This is a genomic window from Gordonia shandongensis DSM 45094 (assembly GCF_000423025.1).
GTDB lineage: Bacteria > Actinomycetota > Actinomycetes > Mycobacteriales > Mycobacteriaceae > Gordonia > Gordonia shandongensis.
The window spans coordinates 128,775-144,890 of sequence record NZ_AUHE01000003.1; the positions used below are offsets into that span (position 1 = coordinate 128,775).

At 69.9% G+C, this 16,116-nt stretch carries 13 protein-coding genes; 6 read left to right on the forward strand and 7 right to left on the reverse strand.

Translation table 11 applies throughout. From position 1 onward, the window contains the following. Positions 1-23: 23 nt before the first annotated feature. From G528_RS0105825 to G528_RS0105845, 5 genes are all read right to left on the reverse strand, one after another. Positions 24-1,949, reverse strand: a complete 1,926-nt coding sequence (locus G528_RS0105825; RefSeq protein ID WP_026918152.1) for an ABC transporter ATP-binding protein — start codon at positions 1,947-1,949, stop codon at positions 24-26. Further along, complete coding sequence (locus G528_RS0105830) at positions 1,946-3,679, reverse strand: ABC transporter ATP-binding protein (RefSeq protein WP_026918153.1); 1,734 nt, start codon at positions 3,677-3,679, stop codon at positions 1,946-1,948. Before G528_RS0105830 ends, G528_RS0105825 begins: the two co-directional genes overlap by 4 nt. 69 nt (positions 3,680-3,748) lie before the next feature. Beyond that, entirely contained in the window at positions 3,749-4,546 is a 798-nt protein-coding gene (locus tag G528_RS0105835) for a family 1 encapsulin nanocompartment shell protein (RefSeq protein ID WP_026918154.1), read from the reverse strand. 30 nt (positions 4,547-4,576) lie between these two features. Then, entirely contained in the window at positions 4,577-5,638 is a 1,062-nt protein-coding gene (locus G528_RS0105840) for a Dyp-type peroxidase (RefSeq protein WP_026918155.1), read from the reverse strand. A gap of 115 nt (positions 5,639-5,753) precedes the next feature. Beyond that, complete coding sequence (locus G528_RS0105845; protein WP_026918156.1) at positions 5,754-6,710, reverse strand: alpha/beta hydrolase; 957 nt, start codon at positions 6,708-6,710, stop codon at positions 5,754-5,756. A gap of 391 nt (positions 6,711-7,101) precedes the next feature. On the opposite strand from G528_RS0105845, the gene G528_RS0105850 reads away from it, so the two are divergent. Further along, positions 7,102-8,772, forward strand: coding sequence for an FAD-binding dehydrogenase (locus G528_RS0105850; protein WP_026918157.1), 1,671 nt, complete (start codon positions 7,102-7,104; stop codon positions 8,770-8,772). 13 nt (positions 8,773-8,785) lie between these two features. Here G528_RS0105850 and pgfA read toward each other — a convergent pair whose 3' ends face one another. Beyond that, positions 8,786-10,630, reverse strand: coding sequence for a cell envelope lipid trafficking protein PgfA (gene pgfA / locus G528_RS18900; protein ID WP_084638056.1), 1,845 nt, complete (start codon positions 10,628-10,630; stop codon positions 8,786-8,788). A 54-nt stretch (positions 10,631-10,684) separates the two neighbouring features. Further along, entirely contained in the window at positions 10,685-12,058 is a 1,374-nt protein-coding gene (locus tag G528_RS0105860) for an ABC1 kinase family protein (RefSeq protein ID WP_051198355.1), read from the reverse strand. Between the two features lie 140 nt (positions 12,059-12,198). On the opposite strand from G528_RS0105860, the gene nadB reads away from it, so the two are divergent. From nadB to G528_RS18610, 5 genes are all read left to right on the forward strand, one after another. Next, positions 12,199-13,773 (forward strand): L-aspartate oxidase, encoded by a 1,575-nt coding sequence (gene nadB / locus G528_RS0105865; RefSeq protein WP_026918159.1) that lies wholly within the window; start codon positions 12,199-12,201, stop codon positions 13,771-13,773. A 909-nt stretch (positions 13,774-14,682) separates the two neighbouring features. Next, positions 14,683-15,186 (forward strand): hypothetical protein, encoded by a 504-nt coding sequence (locus tag G528_RS18785; RefSeq protein WP_026918160.1) that lies wholly within the window; start codon positions 14,683-14,685, stop codon positions 15,184-15,186. 126 nt (positions 15,187-15,312) lie between these two features. Continuing rightward, the gene (locus G528_RS0105875) at positions 15,313-15,645 is read left to right on the forward strand and encodes a metal-sensitive transcriptional regulator (protein WP_026918161.1); all 333 of its coding nucleotides are present in this window, start codon (positions 15,313-15,315) and stop codon (positions 15,643-15,645) included. A 97-nt stretch (positions 15,646-15,742) separates the two neighbouring features. Further along, entirely contained in the window at positions 15,743-15,949 is a 207-nt protein-coding gene (locus G528_RS0105880) for a heavy-metal-associated domain-containing protein (protein WP_026918162.1), read from the forward strand. Continuing rightward, the gene (locus G528_RS18610; protein ID WP_169515225.1) at positions 15,946-16,104 is read left to right on the forward strand and encodes a hypothetical protein; all 159 of its coding nucleotides are present in this window, start codon (positions 15,946-15,948) and stop codon (positions 16,102-16,104) included. The genes G528_RS0105880 and G528_RS18610 overlap by 4 nt, the downstream gene beginning before the upstream one ends. Positions 16,105-16,116: the final 12 nt, after the last annotated feature.

The window sequence follows — 16,116 nt, forward strand, 5'->3', positions numbered from 1 at the left end:
CGACATCCGCGACGGTCTCGCGGTCACACGGGGGCGTCGACGTCGTCGACCGGCGCGCTGAACTGTGCGTTGTAGAGACGGTGGTAGGCGCCGCGGCGTTCCAGGAGCGCCGCGTGATCGCCCTGCTCGACGATGCGGCCGTCCTCCATCACGACGATGAGGTCGGCGTCGCGGATGGTCGAGAGCCGGTGCGCGATGACGAAGCTGGTGCGGTCGGCCCGCAGATTCGCCATCGCCTTGCCGATCAACAGCTCGGTGCGGGTGTCCACGGAACTGGTCGCCTCGTCGAGGATCAGGATGGTCGGCTTGGCGAGGAACGCCCGTGCGATCGTGATCAGCTGCCGCTCGCCGGCACTGACGCCGCTGCCCTCATCGTCGATCACGGTGTCGTAGCCGTCGGGCAGGGTCCGCACGAAGTGGTCGACGTGACTGGCCCAGGCGGCTTCCATCACGGCCTCGTGCGACGCCGTCGGATCGCCGTACGCGATGTTCTCGTAGATGGTGCCGCCGAACAGCCACGAGTCCTGCAGCACCATTCCGGTCCGCTCGCGCAGATCGTCACGGCTCATCGCGGCGGCATCGACCCCGTCGACGTAGATGCTGCCCCCGTCGAGTTCGTAGAAGCGCAGAATGAGGTTCACCAGCGTCGTCTTGCCCGCGCCGGTGGGACCGACGATGGCGATCATGTCGCCCGGCCGGGCCTCGAGCGACAGATTCTCGATCAGCGGGCGGTCGGGCTGATAGCGGAACGAGACGTCGTCGAAGACGATGTGGCCGGTGTCGGAGGCCGGAGACGCCGGATCGACCGGATCGGGCCGCTCCTCGTCCTCGTCGAGGACGTCGAAGATCCGCTCGGCCGACGCCACACCGCTCTGCATCAGGTTGAACATCGAGCCGATCTGCGTGAGCGGCTGCGTGAACTGGCGCGAGTACTGAATGAACGCCTGGATCTCACCGAGGCTCAACTGACCGGAGGCGACACGCAGTCCGCCGACCACCGCGACGGCGACATAGTTGAGGTTCCCCAGGAACATGATCGTCGGCATGACCATGCCGGAGATGAACTGCGCGCGCCACGAGGCGCCGTACAGCTTCTCGTTGCGCTCGTCGAACGTCTTCTGGACCTCGTCGCGGCGGCCGAACGCCGTCACCAGCTCGTGACCGGTGAACGTCTCCTCGATCTGCGCGTTGAGGGCGCCCGTCGACGTCCACTGCTCGATGAAATGCGGCTTCGACCGTTTCGCGATCAGCGCCGTCGCGACCGCCGCGACCGGGATCGTCGCGACGGCGATCAGCGACAGCAGCGGCGAGATCGTCACCATCATGATGAGGATCGCCACCACCATGAGCAGCGAGTTCAACAGCTGGCTGATGGTCTGCTGCAGCGACTGCGACAGGTTGTCGAGATCATTGGTGACGCGGCTGAGCAGATCGCCGCGGGCCGAGGCGTCGTAGAACGACAGCGGCAGCCGGTGGATCTTCGCCTCCACCTCGGCGCGCAGCCGGGTCACCGTGGCGACGACCACCTTGTTCAGCAGGTAGGCCGCCAGCCAGCCGAGGACGGCGGAGGCGAGGTACAGCGCCAACACCAGCGCCAGGATCCGGCCGACGGCGGCGAAGTCGACGCTCTGGCCGGGCGTCACGTCCATCGACGACACCATGTCGGCGAACGTGGAGTCGCCGCGGCCGCGCAACGCCTCGACCACCTGCTCCTTGGACTGGCCCGCCGGCAGTCGCGAGCCGATGACGCCGGCGAACAGCTCGTCGGTGGCCGAGCCGAGAACGCGCGGCGCGAAAGCCGTCAGCGTGACCGACCCGACGATCGACCCCAGGATCACCAGCATCAGCGCACGGTGATCGTCGAGGCGCCGGATCAGGCGTTTCAGCGACGGCGCGAACGACTTCGGCCGCTCCAGGCCCGGTGCGCCGGGGCCGCCCGGGCGGCTCATGCGCCCGCTCCGATCGCCATCTGCGACTCCGCGATCTCCGCGTAGGTCGGGCAGCTCTCGAGCAGTTCGGCGTGCGTGCCGAGACCGACGACGGTGCCGCGGTCGAGGACGATGATCTGGTCGGCCCCCGTGATCGTGGAGATCCGCTGGGCGACGATGACCGTGGCGGCGTCCCGCGTCGCCGGGATCAGGGCCTCGCGCAGCCGCCGATCGGTGGTCAGGTCGAGGGCCGAGAACGAGTCGTCGAACAGGTACACCGACGGCCGCCGGATGAGGGCGCGGGCGATCGCGAGCCGCTGACGCTGGCCGCCCGAGACGGTCGTTCCGCCCTGCGAGACCGCGGTGTCCAGACCGTCGGGCATCGCGCGGACGAAGTCGGCGGCCTGAGCGATGGTGAGCGCCTCCCACATCTCGTCGTCGGTGGCGTCGGGTCGACCGGTGCGCAGATTGCTCGCGATGGTGCCCGAGAACAGATACGGCCGCTGGGGCACGAGACCGAAGTGCCGCCGCAGAACGTCGGGGTCCGCATCGCGCAGATCGGTGCCGCCGACGGTGACGGCGCCGCCGGTCACGTCGAGCATGCGGGGCAGCAGGTTGATCAGGGTGCTCTTCCCCGATCCGGTGGACCCGACGATCGCGGTCGTGGTGCCGGGGGCCGTGCGGAAGGAGATGTCGTGCAGCACGGGTTCGGCTGCGCCCGGATATCGGAACTCCACATCGGTGAGCTCGACGACCGCGGGGTCGCCGGTGACGGCGACCGGATGCGTCGGCGCGGTGACCGACGCCTCGGTGTCGAGGACCTCGCAGATCCGTTCCGCGCACACCGTGGCCCGCGGTGCCATCATCGTCAGGAACGAGGCCATCATGACCGACATCATGATCTGCATGACGTAGGTGATCATCGCGGTCAGCGCGCCGATCTCGACGGTGCCGTCGTCGACGGCGTGGCCGCCGAACCACAGGACGGCCACCAGCGTCAGGTTGGTGATCAGCATGACCAGCGGGAACATCAGCGCCATCATCCGGCCGACACGGAGGGACGCGTCGGCGAGCCGATCGTTGGCCACACCGAACCGCGTCACCTCGTGGCGTTCGCGGACGAAGGCGCGCACCACGCGGATACCGGTGATCTGCTCGCGCATCACCCGGTTCACGTCGTCGATCCGCGTCTGCATGGCGCGGAAGCTCGGGATCATCCGGGCGATGATGAGGCCCATCACGATGCCGAGCACCGGCACGGCGACCACGAGAATCCATGAGATCGCCGACGCGATGCGCACGCCCATCACGATCCCGCCGATCCCCATGATGGGGGCCGTCACCAGGATCGCCATCGCCATCACGGCGAGGAGCTGGACCTGCTGGACGTCGTTGGTGGTGCGGGTGATGAGCGACGGGGCGCCGAACTGGCCGACCTCGCGGGTGGAGAATCCGCTCACCCGGTCCACGAGGTCGTGCCGGATGTCGCGGCCGCCGCCGAGGGAGGCACGCGCGCCGAAGTAGGTGGCGCCGATCGAGCACAGGATCTGGGCGAACGACACCGCCAGCATCCAGGCGCCGGTCGACAGGATGTAGCCGGTGTCGCCGACGGCGACACCGCGGTCGATGATGTCGGCGTTCAGCGTCGGCAGATAGAGCATCGCGACCGTCGACACGAGCTGGAGCGCGATGACCGCCCCGATGGCGGCGCGGTAGCGCAGCACGTAGGTACGCAGCAGGCGGATGAGCACGAGTCACACAGTACGTGTCCCGCGCCCATCCGGCGACGGAGAACCGGCCGCTCCCGCCGCGGAGATCGCTCAGCCGAGGGTGACGGCGGCCTCCGGCGAGTACGTCATGTAGGTGAACGTCTCGAAGAAGTACAGGTTCACGGTGTCACCGTCGTGCGAGTCGTACCCGATGGACACGTCCTGGCCGATGATGAGCTCGAAGTCGCCGCCGCGAGTGCTGAGCAGGAAGCCGCCCTCGATGGCCGGCGCCCAGACGATCTCACCGTCCACGAGGATCCGCTGCAGGTGCTCGCGGATGGGGTTGCCGTGGTCGGAGGTCTCGTTGACGAGCGTGTACTGCTCGGCCGACAGGGCCAGCGAGTACGGGCCGTCGACGGAGGTGAGCCGGAGCTTGCTGATCGCCTGGCTGAGCGCCTCCGGATAGTCGCGGACGTCGTCGGGCAGCGCGAGCGCGCTGACCCCGTCCTCATTGCGGATGCCCGTGATCGACGCGGCCGGGTAGCCCTCGAAGATGGCGCGGTCCTCGGCCTGCGCCAGGGAGCGGGCGGCGCACACCACCGGATCCCAGTCGGCGTCGGACGCCCCGCGGTCGACGCTGTCGATGGCTTCGCGGGACAGCGTGAACGGAACCTTGAGCTCCACCATCGGCTGCGTGCTGCGCAGGAAGGCGTGGATCCCGTCGGTGGGGGAGTCGATCTTCGCGCGGTGGCCGCGGACGGCGGAGTCGACGTCGAGGCCGAGGGGACCCGACATGTCGACGAGGCGACGACCGGCGATGTTCCGTTTGAACGAGCGCGACGCCTCCTCCTCGATCTCCGCCCAGGCGGCGGTGGAGATCGGGGCGAGTTCGCGGTGCAGATTGTTCATGGTTGTCCTCACTCGATTCGGGGTCTGGGGTCAGCGGAGCGAGCCGATGCCGAGCGAACCGTCCGTGGGCGAACCGTCCGTGGGCGATCCGTCCGTGGGGGATCCGTCGGCGGGGCGCTCGGGCACGGGTTCGTGATCATCGGGGTTCGCGGCGTCGGGGAACGGTGCCGGCGGCGGATCGGCGAGGAAGTCGCCGGTCGGCACGTAGAACTGCGATCCGGTGACGGCGGTCGTGAAGTCGAGGAGCCGATCGTGGTTGCCCTCGGGTTCGCCGATGAACATCCGACGGAGCATCTCCTCGCTGACGTCCGGACCGCGCGAGTACGCGATGTAGAACGTGCCGCGCTCGCCGCCTCCCGAGACGTCGCCGTACGGCATGTTGTCGCGGACGACGTCGATCTCCTCGCCGTCCTCATCGGTGACGACGTTGAGTGCGATGTGCGAATTGGTCGGCTTCACGTCGTCGTCCATCTCGATGTTGTCGAGCTTGGTCCGGCCGATCGCACGCTCCTGATTCTCCACCGACAGGCTGTTCCACGACTCGAAGTCGGTCACATACCGCTGGATCACGACGTAGCTGCCGCCGGCGAAGTCGGGGTCCTCGTCGCCGACGGTGATCGCATCGACGGCGTCCTGCCCGGTGGGGTTCTCGGTCCCGTCGACGAAGCCGATCATGTCGCGGAGGTCGAAATACCGGAAGCCGTGGACCTCGTCGACGGTGGTGACGGCGTCACGCACCGATTCGGCCCACTTCTGCCCCACCTCGAAGCACAGATCCATGCGATCGGCCTTGATGTGGATCAGCAGGTCGCCCGCCGTCGCGGGCGCGGTGTGGACCGCACCGTGGAGTTCGGTGAACGGGCGCAGGCCCGCCGGCCGCGGCCCCGAGTAGAGCCGGTCCCAGGCGTCCGAGCCGATCCCGGCCACGGCGGTGAGCGCCGACTCGGGGGCGCGGGACCCGACCGCGCTGACGAGGCCCGCCAGGTCGGCGAGGGCGTCCCGCACGGTGCTCTCGCCGCCGTCGTCGATGGTGTGGACGAGGAAGACGGCGGACGAGGTCTTTCGGGTCAGGATGTTCTGAGGCGTCGGCACGCTCCCAGCTTACCGATGCCCGCCGACAGCCGCTCTCGCTCCGGAGTCGCGCGGCGCAGACGCCGACGGCCGGCATCCTCGGTGAGGATGCCGGCCGTCGATGCGCGTCAGGCGATCAGAAGAACGCCGGGCGGAACGTGGTGCGCCACGACTCCTTGAAGCGGGCCTGCCAGTAGTCCCACCAGTGCGCCCCGTCCGGGGTGATGTGGGTGGTCAGACGGACGCCCGGAACGGTCTGCAGGCGGGCGATGTACAGCTGCGAGCTGGTCGACGCCGCGACCTCCAGCGGAACCATCTGCGCGAACTTCGTCGGGTTGAACGCCGGGTTCCCCGGGGTCAGGCTGGCGTCGTACTTGCTGCCGACACCGGTGCCGGACGAGACGTAGACGCGCTTTCCGGCGAGGTTGCCCGCCGACAGGAACGGGTCGTTGGCGAACCACTCACCGGCGGGGTAGACGCCCCACATGTTCATCGGGTTGCCGCCCATCTCGGCCACGGAGGCCATGATGCCCTGGGTGAAGCCCGGCATCGTGACGGTGGGGTAGCCGCTGTAGGAGGCGACGGCCTTGTAGAAGTTCGAATGACGCGACGCCAGGTTCAGCGCGGCCGTGCCGGACATCGACAGGCCGGCGACGCCGTTGCGGCGGTTGTCGCTGTTGTGCTTGCGCTTCATGTAGGCGGGGAGCTCCTTGGTCAGGAACGTCTCCCACTTGTTGAGGCCGAGCTTCGGGTCGCGCCGCTCCCAGTCGGTGTAGAAGCTGCCGCCGCCGCCGAACGGAATGGCGACGTTGGTGCCCTTGCCCGCCATGTAGCGATCGACGTCGGTCTCGATGAGCCAGCCGCTGTTGTTCCGCGGGGCGCGCAGGCCGTCGAGGAGGTACAGGGTCGGCTTGGCCTTGCCGCCGCCGCCGTCGATGATGCGGACCGGAACATTCCGGTGCATGGCGTTCGAGTAGACGTATTCGGTGGTGCCCGCGGCCTGGGCCTGCGGGGCCACGGCGGCAGCGGTGCCGACGAGGGTCGTCAGGGCGGCGACCGTGATCGTCAGGCGTTTACCAACGCTCTTGAGCATAGAAATCCTTCGGTGTGTATCGGAGTCGCTGACGCGACCGGATTGTCGACGCGGCAGGACTTCGTCGATTCCCGCAGCGACGTCCGAGCCGTAGCCCGAAGTTGCCCCCGCACGCGTCGTGAGCGTAGCGGAAACGTGATGTCGCTGCAAAGCCTCGGCATGTGATCCGCCGCTGGTCGCGACTGTTTCGCCACGAGAGACCGACGCCCGGATCACGATTCGGTAACTGTCGGCGGTGGGCGCGGGTGACGCGGAAACCGCTTGTGGGGGCGGTGTTCCCGTCGCGGCGCGGAACGCGATTCTCCTGCGGGTAGGGTCTCCTGCAGAGGTGGTCTGTGCGGTGGACCACAGGAGATCTCAGGGTCGACGTGCCCGGGAAGCAGGTGGTCTCGTGAGCGGACGAACGGAGGCGGCCGACGCGATCGTCGTCGGCGCCGGACTGGCGGGTCTGGTGGCGACGTACGAACTGACGCGGGCGGGCCGGACGGTGATCGTCGTCGATCAGGAGAATCGGGAGAACCTGGGCGGTCAGGCGTTCTGGTCGCTCGGCGGACTCTTCCTGGTCGACAGCCCCGAACAGCGGCGCCTGGGCATCAGGGACTCGCCCGAGCTGGCGCTGCAGGACTGGATGGGGTCGGCGGGTTTCGATCGCGACGACGAGGACTACTGGCCCCGGCAGTGGGCGCGCGCCTACGTGGAGTTCGCGTCGACGATCAAACGCTCCTATCTGCACGATCTGGGGCTGCGGTTCACCCCCGTCGTCGGCTGGGCCGAGCGCGGCGGCGGATTCGCCGACGGACACGGCAACTCGGTCCCGCGCTTCCACCTCACGTGGGGCACGGGGCCGGAGGTGATGCGCGTCTTCGCCGAGCCGGTGCTCGAGGCGGAGAAGCGAGGCCTGGTGACCTTCGCGTTCCGGCGGCGCGTCGACGACCTGATCGTCGAGGACGGTGCGGCCGTCGGCGTGCGCGGCACGCTGTTGGAGCCGACGGACGCCGCGCGCGGAACACCCACCTCGCGGACCGAGGTCGGTGACTTCGAGCTGCGGGCGGGTGCGGTGATCGTGACCTCCGGCGGCATCGGCCACAACCACGAGATGGTTCGGGCCAACTGGCCGACGCAGCGGCTCGGCCCCGCACCGAAGACGATGATCGCGGGCGTCCCCGACTATGTGGACGGCCGGATGCTCGGCATCAGCGAACGGGCCGGCGCCAACATCGTCAACCGCGACCGCATGTGGCATTACACCGAGGGCATCAAGAACTGGAACCCAGTGTGGTCGGATCACGCGATCCGGATCATCCCGGGGCCGTCGTCGCTGTGGCTCGACGCGGAGGGCAACCGGCTCCCCGCGCCCAACTTCCCCGGGTTCGACACCAACTCGACGATGAAGGCGATTCTCGACACCGGATACGACTACTCGTGGTTCGTGCTGACCCGCTCGATCATCGAGAAGGAGTTCGCCCTGTCGGGCTCCGAGCAGAACCCCGACATCACCGAGAAGTCGCTCAAGGTGGCGGCGAGGAGTCGTCTGGCGAAGGGGATGCCGGGCCCGGTGGAGGCGTTCACCAAACACGGTGAGGACTTCGTGGTCCGCGACAATCTCGCCGATCTGGTGGCGGGGATGAACGAGATCGGCCGCGGCGGCCACATCGATCTGCAGGAGCTGGAGTTGACGATCTCGGCGCGGGACGCGCAGGTGGACAACGCGTACAGCAAGGACGCGCAGATGATGGCCGTGTCGAACGCGCGGCACTATCTCGGCGACAAGGTGGTCCGGGTGGCCAAACCGCATCGGCTGCTCGATCCGGCGCACGGTCCGCTCATCGCGGTGCGCCTGAACATCCTCACCCGGAAGACGTTGGGCGGGCTGGAGACGAATCTCGACTCGCAGGTGATGCGTCCCGACGGCACGCCCTTCGACGGCCTGTACGCGGCGGGCGAGGTCGCCGGCTTCGGCGGCGGCGGCGTCCACGGGTACAACGCACTGGAGGGCACGTTCCTCGGCGGCTGCATCTTCTCCGGACGCGCCGCCGGGCTGGCGGTGGCGCGCGACCTCTGACCGGTGCCCGTGGTCAGTCGCGACCGTGGCGGCGGTACCGGCTCAGGTCGGGCATGGGCCGCGTGGGATCGGCGAACGGGTACGGGTTGCTCTGCTGGGCCCGATCGCCGGGTTCCGGGTCGTCCGGTGCGGGGTCCTCGACGATCGGGGTGAAGCCGTCGTCGGGCTGACCGGTCGCGGGCTGTTCGGGAGACGCGGGTGCGGTCCAGTACGAGTCGGCCGGGTTCGGATCGATCCGATACGGTTCGGCGCGGTGCTGATTGACCCCGTACGGGTCGCCCCTGTACTGGGTGTCGCTGTACTGGTCGGCCCTGTACCGCTGGTCGCCGTACTGGTCGGCCCCGTACCGCTGGTCGCTGTACGGGTCGGCCCCGTACTCAGTGTCTCCGTACTGGGTGTCCCCGTACTCGGTGTCCCCGTACTGGGTGTTCCCGTCCTGCCGGTCGGGGTGCCCGCCGGTGTCGGGCTGCACGGGGATCCCGTAGGCCGCGGTGTCGGTCACGTCGGCGGGGCTCTCCACGGACGGGATGGGCGACGCGGGTGCACTCTGCGTCGGTCGTGCGAAGACCGTCGTCGCGGCCTGATCGGCGTTGCTCCAGCCCCGGTGGTCGGTGGTGTCGGGATCGGCGCTGCCGGAGTCGGGAGCGCTGCCGCCGTCAGCGGGGTCGACCGGGCCGTCGGGCCCGGTGTCGTCGGGGCCGCCGTCGTCGGGGCCGCCGGCCGTCCGGCGGCGCCGTCCCAGGATCACGAAGGCGAGCCAGGCGAGCAGGAGCAGTCCGCCGAGCACTCCGAGGCCGATCGGCGCGTAGAGCCCGCCGAAGCGGAGCTGGTCCAGATAGTCCTTGGTGCGTGACGCCTGTTGGGCGACCGTCTCGTCGTTCCACTGGAACCGGCCCTTGAGCACGTCCATCTGGAAGTCGCGGACTGCGCGGGGCGCGGTGGGGTCGGGCGACTTGAAGTACTGGTGCTGGTCTTCCATCCCGTAGACGATGGTGCCGGTCTGCGGTTCCACGTACACGTGCCGCGTCGCCTTGGCGTAGCGGTGCATCGTGATGACGTCCTTGGACTTGACGCCCTTGCCCTTGATGCCCCACCACCGGGCGGGCATGTCGAGGATGGTGCCGAGGGCGGCCTCGTCGTCGGCGTCGGGCAGCTCGGAGAGGTCGGTCTCGGGGACGTCGGCCACGAAGTGGTACGTCTGGACGCCGTCGATCTCCTTCTCCTCGACGAACTTGGCCGTCGCATCGCTGCGGGTGTTGGTGTCGTAGTACAGGTAGTCCTGCTTCTGGACGTCGAAGCCGAACTTGTACTGGAAGCCGTGGCGGTCGTCGAGGCGCACCGAGACGTCGTCGACGCTCCCGCCGTCGGGCACGGATGCGAGCTGCAGGGAGCTGACGTCGCCGTCGGGCACCGACGTCTTGCGGTTCACCGACACCCGGTCGATGGTGGCGGTCAGCAGGGCGTCGTCGCACCCGCGCTCGTCGTTGTCGGCCGCCATCGTCAGATCGTGCTCGGCGCCGTCGGCGCCGCGGACCCGGTCGATCTCGACGGTCTGCGCCGACTGGAGGGTGGCCTGTTCGGCGTCCGAGGGCTCGACGATCACCGACCGTCGCTGCTGCGTGAGGTGGGCGGCCATCGTCGCCGCCTTCTTCTTGGTGATGGAGCAGCGGTCGAAGATGGTGGCCGGGAAGCGGTCACCGGCCTGGCCGTCGCCGGGCACGGTGGTGGCGACCGACGTGATGTCGAGGTCGAGGGGCACCACGCGCAGTTTCGGGACCAGGTAGGTCGGGATGGCGACGGCTGCGACGATGCACGCGATGCCGACGAAGGCCAGCAGTGCCAGTGCGGCACGTTTCATATCCGGTCGTCTCCTCATCGGGTGTCGGTCGCGGTGGCATCGGCGGTGTTCCGGTCAGCCGCGGGCGGCACGCCGGTCGCGTTCGGCTTCCTTCATGATCCCCGCCATGTAGCCGTAGATCTCGCGGTCGGAGATGGCCTTCCACCGCGGGGCCAGCAGCTTCATGTACTTCTCTACATACAACAGCTGTTTGCCCACGAGCACCAACTCCCGCGGCAGCCGCGCGTCGTGCGCCTTGGCGACGGCGGCCAACTGGCGGCCGAGGTCGGTGTACGACATCGACGCCATCGACGTCGTGGAGAGCGGGGCGGTGACGCGTTCGAGGTCGGCGCCGCCCTTGGCGGTGGAGCCGGGCTTGTGCACGGCGCCGAGGAGGAAGATCGCGCGGCCCGCGGAGTCGTAGTCCTGTTTGACGATCAGGTCGACCACGAGCTGACGCAGGATCCGGCGGGTGCGGGCGTCGAACCGGCCGACGATCCCGAAATCCAGCAGGACGAGGGTGCCCTCCTCGTCCACCAGGACGTTTCCGGCATGCAGGTCGCCGTGGAACAGTCCGCCGTGGAAGGCCGAGTCGAGCAGCGACAGCAGCAGGTTGCGGCAGAGGGCCTCACCGTCGTGGCCGGCGGCCCGCACGGCGCGGACGTCGTCGATGCGGGTGGCGTAGATGCGTTCCATCGTCATCACGCGGGCGGTGGTGAACTCGTCGTAGACCGCCGGAACCCTGACTCGGTCGCCGAACGGGCCGGGTTGCAGACACTCGAACCACTCGCGCATGGTGGCGGCCTCGTTGCGGAAGTCGAGCTCGGAGTCGAGGCCGTCGGCGAAGTCCTCGACCACGTTGCGGGCGCTGAGCATCCGGCCGTAGTCGGAGAACTCGAGCAGGCCCGCCAGCCGTTCGAGGATGGCGACGTCGGGGGAGAGTCGCTCGGCGATACCCGGCCGCTGGATCTTGACGACGACCTCTTCGCCGGAGGCGAGGGTGGCGGTGTGCACCTGCGCGATCGACGCCGACGCGATGGGTTCGACGTCGAAGGTGGCGAAGACGTCTTCCGGTTCGGCGCCCAGCTCCTCGACGAACACCCGGCGGATGGCGGCGGGGTCGGCGGGTCGCACCTGGTCGAGCAGGGACTCGAATTCGTCCGACATGGTGGTGCCGAAGACGCCGGGGCTGGAGGCGATGAGCTGTCCGAGCTTCACGTAGGTGGGGCCGAGTCGTTCGAAGGTGCGGCGCACCTCGTGCGCCACGGCGGGGGCGCCGGGGCGGCGGCCGCGAAGGAGGCCGGTGGCGGATCCGGCCACGAATCGGCCGACTCCGACGGCGGCGTGTCCGGCGGTGGTCGTGAAGCGTGTGACCTCGGTGACCGCCGAGACGCCGGGGAGCCGATCACGGTCCACTGCGTGCACGTTGTCCTGTTCAGTCGTCACCATTCGGGATTGTAGTGGACCGGCGGGGTGCGGCCACCTCGTCGCGCGCGGCGGCGGGGGCGTACGCTCAACCGATAGTTTTCGACCAGTAGTCGATAACCGTGCGGGTCACCGACCCGGCACGCCGTCCGCCGGGAGTCGCGATGAACCAGGAAACCAGGGTCGATGTGGTCGTGATCGGCGCGGGCGTCGCCGGATTGACCGCTGCGCTGTCGGCCGCCGCCCGCGGACTGTCGGTCACCGTGCTGACGAAGGGACGCGTCGGAGCCGGGAACGAGACCGAGCACGCCGCGTCGACCCACTACGCCCAGGGCGGAATCGCGGTCGTCGACCCGGACGATCCCGACGACTCGGTGGGACTGCACCTGTCCGACACCCTCGCCGCGGGCGCCGGTCTCACCGATGCGACGGCGGCCGAGCCGATCCTGGCCGGCGGATGGACGGCCGTCGGCCGGCTGATCGAGCACGGCGCCCGGTTCGACACCGACGCCGACGGCCGACTCCTGCGCACCCGCGAGGGCGGCCACACCGTCCGACGGATCATCCACGCCGGCGGCGACGCGACCGGCGCTCGCGTCCAGGCCTCCCTGGAGGCGGCCGTCGCCGCGGCGCCGATCCGCGTGGTCGGCGAGGCGTGCGTGACCCAGATCCTGCTCTCCGGTGGTCGCGCGGCGGGCGTCGAGTACCTCGGACCCGACGGGCGGGGCGTCGTGCGCGCACCGGTCACGCTGCTCGCGGCCGGCGGCATGGGCCACCTGTACTCGGCGACCACGAACCCCCGCGGGTCCACCGGCGACGGAGTCGCCCTCGCCCTGCGTGCCGGCGCGCACGTCGCGGACCTGGAGTTCATCCAGTTCCACCCGACGATGCTGTACGTGCCCGGCGCGCGCGGTCGGCGGACCCTCGTCAGCGAGGCCGTGCGCGGCGAGGGCGGCGTCCTCGTCGACGCCGACGGTCGCAGTGTCACCGACGGCGTCCACCCCCTCGGCGACCTCGCGCCCCGCGACGTGGTGGCGCGGGCGGTGACCGCCGCGATGCACCGCACCGGTCGCCCCCACGTGTGGCTCGACGTCGCCGCGGTGCCCGCGTTCACCGATCGCTTTCCGACGGTCACCGCCGGGGTGCGCGCGTCGGGGCTCGAGATCGTCGACGGGCGGCTGCCGGTGGTGCCGGGCGCCCACTATCTGTGCGGCGGCGTGGTGGTCGATGCCGACGCCCGCACCGGGGTCCCGGGGCTGCTGGCGGCCGGCGAGGTGGCGCGGACCGGACTGCACGGTGCCAACCGGCTCGCGTCGAACAGTCTGCTCGAAGGGCTGGTGGGCGGCCGCGTCGCGGCGCGCAGTGCCGCGGCCCTCGTCGGCGGGCGTGTTCCGGACGCGGACGTGCCGCTGCTGCCGGCGCTCCCGGCGCGGGATCGCCGTGCGCTGCAGGACGCGATGTCGACGTCGGTCGCCCTCGACCGCACCGCGGAGGGGCTCGCCGGCGTGGAGGCGCTGCTCGTGTCGGCTCCCGCCCGGAGCCAGGGCGACCGCGACGGCATCGAGGACGCGAACCTCACGCTCGCCGCGCGTGCCGTGGTGGCGGCGGCCGGGTGGCGGCGCGAGTCGCGGGGGTGTCACCACCGCACCGACTTCCCGGCGACGGCGACGTCGTGGGCGACGTGTCGTTTCCAGTTCGACGGTGAGGGGTTCGGGATCGTCGAACCGCAGCCGATGTGACCGAGGCGTCCCGAATTCGATGCACCTGTAGCCACGGCAGATCGCTGCTCCGTACACTCGCAGGAGTCGGTCGGCACGACTCGCGACAGGAAGGGGCCGAGCATGCGCGGTGATCGCTGCTGGTCGTCCGTCGTTGCGACTGCTCAGGAGCGCGACGCGCTGCTGTTGACATCTCGGCACGATTGGCTCGTCGACTGTCGGCTGCCCGCAGGACACTCCGGGTCGCACGCATCCGACGGGGCGCAGCCGCACCGTGGGCGTCGACGCTGGCTCCTCTGGGACGACTACGGCCGTGGCGGGCAGAATCTCGTCGTGCAGTCCGCGTGTCCCCTGCGTGCGCTCGACGACGATGCGCCGTGTCTGTTCTTCGCCGGCCACGGTGGGCCGCACCGGTACCCGGAGCCGGCGGCGTCGCCGCGTCCGACCGGCCGCGCGGACGCCGCTTTTGTGCCCCGCCCGCCTGCCCCCGGACCGTCCGCGGCGCCGGGGTCGGGCCGTGTCCCGGCGCCCTCGGGACGATTTCCGGCTGCTCCCGCAGCTCGACCTCGCCCGCCTCGGTCGGAAGTCCACCCTTCAGCGACAGACCTGGCAGGGACACCGCAGTTAGGGAAACCGCAGTCAGGGAAACCGCAGTCAGGGACACACCTGGCAGGGACACCGCAGGCAGGGACACAGCAGTTCCAGCGTCGGCAGCCCTCGACGCCTCCCCGGTCCCCGGCCCCGCCTGCCCCGCCGCCGCCCGCCCCGCCGCCTGCCCCTTCTTCCCTGTCGTCTCCTTCTGCTCCGGCGCCGGTACCGCCGCGGTCGAGCGGCGCGCGTCTCGGTGATCCGGGGACCGAATTCGCCGAGGCGACCGGCGGCGCGCCGGGAGCGTTCTCCACGCCGTCGCTGGACGATCTCTTCGACGGGATGCCGACGCTCTCGTTGCCCGCGGAGCAGGCCGGGCTGTCCTTCGGAGCCCTGCTCGACGGCGCGCCGCCGCCGCTGCCCCCGCCGCCGCCGCTTGCCCCGACACCACTTGTCCCGCCGCCGCTGCCCCCGACACCGCCGACCGAGGAGTCGGGCCCCGGCGGATTCGAGCCCGGCCCGGCCGAAGGTGACGCGGTGTCGAGGGTCTCTGTCGTTGATGAGCCGATGATGGAGGTCCGCTCGCCGTCGAACACGGTGATGACCACGCCGATGATCCGGGTGATCTCGTCGACCGACGATCCGGTGCGGATGGGCGTTCCGACCTCGCATCGGCGTCTTCCGGATGCGGCCGGCGACGTCGGATCGATCGCGTCGGTGGTGGAGGAGGCCGCCGCCCAGGTGCGGTCGTTGCCCGAGGCGTCGTCGGAGGGCGAGGTCTCCGAGGCGTTGCGCGATGTCTCCGACGCCCTCGCTCGTCTGGCGGACGTCCTCAACGAAGGCTGACCGCGGCGCGTCGCCGCGACCGTTCTCCCATCGAAATTCGATACCCCTAGGGGGTAGACGTATGGGTACGGTGGGTGGTACAACTATCGGCAGAGATACCCGATGGGGGTATCGAAGGAGAGTGAGATGTCCACGGAGCAGGCAGGCGTCGAGTCCGACTCGACGACCGAACACCACCAGCACGGGTACATGCCCGAGAAGGACAAGTACGTGCGTCGCCTCAAGCTGATCGAGGGGCAGGCCCGCGGACTGCAGCGGATGGTCGACGAAGAGGCCTACTGCATCGACATCCTCACCCAGGTCGCCGCGATGACCAGGGCCCTCGAATCGGTCGGCCTGGCGCTCCTGGAGGACCACATGAACCACTGCGTCGTCGACGCCGCGCGTGAGAGCGACGAAGCCGCGCAGGCCAAGGTGGCCGAGGCCGTGAAGGCCATCGCCCGCCTGGTCAAATCCTGACCCCGGGGCCGACCGGCCCCGAGCGCGCCGACCGTCTCCTCACCGGGGATGTCGACGCGACAGCACGAGTAGAGAACACGAGAAGGAGTTCACAGCCATGAGCGAGACCACCACCGTCACCGTCACCGGGATGACCTGCGGGCACTGCGCATCCTCGGTCCGCGAGGAGATCTCCGAGATCGCCGGCGTGCGCGACGTGGCCGTCGACGTCGACAGCGGTCGCGTCGAGATCACCAGCGACGCGCCGCTCGACCGGGAGGCCGTCGGGGCCGCCGTCGTCGAGGCCGGCTACCAGCTGGCATGAGCGCGATCGAGCGGCCCGCGGTGCGGATCGCAGCGTTCACAGCGGCCGCCGTCGTCGTCTTCGGCGCGGCGTTCGGCGTGGGACGCGCGGTCGGCCCGTGGGACGAACCGTCCGCGGACCCGACCGTCCAGATCCACGAGGCACCCCGACACTGAACGAATGAGAAC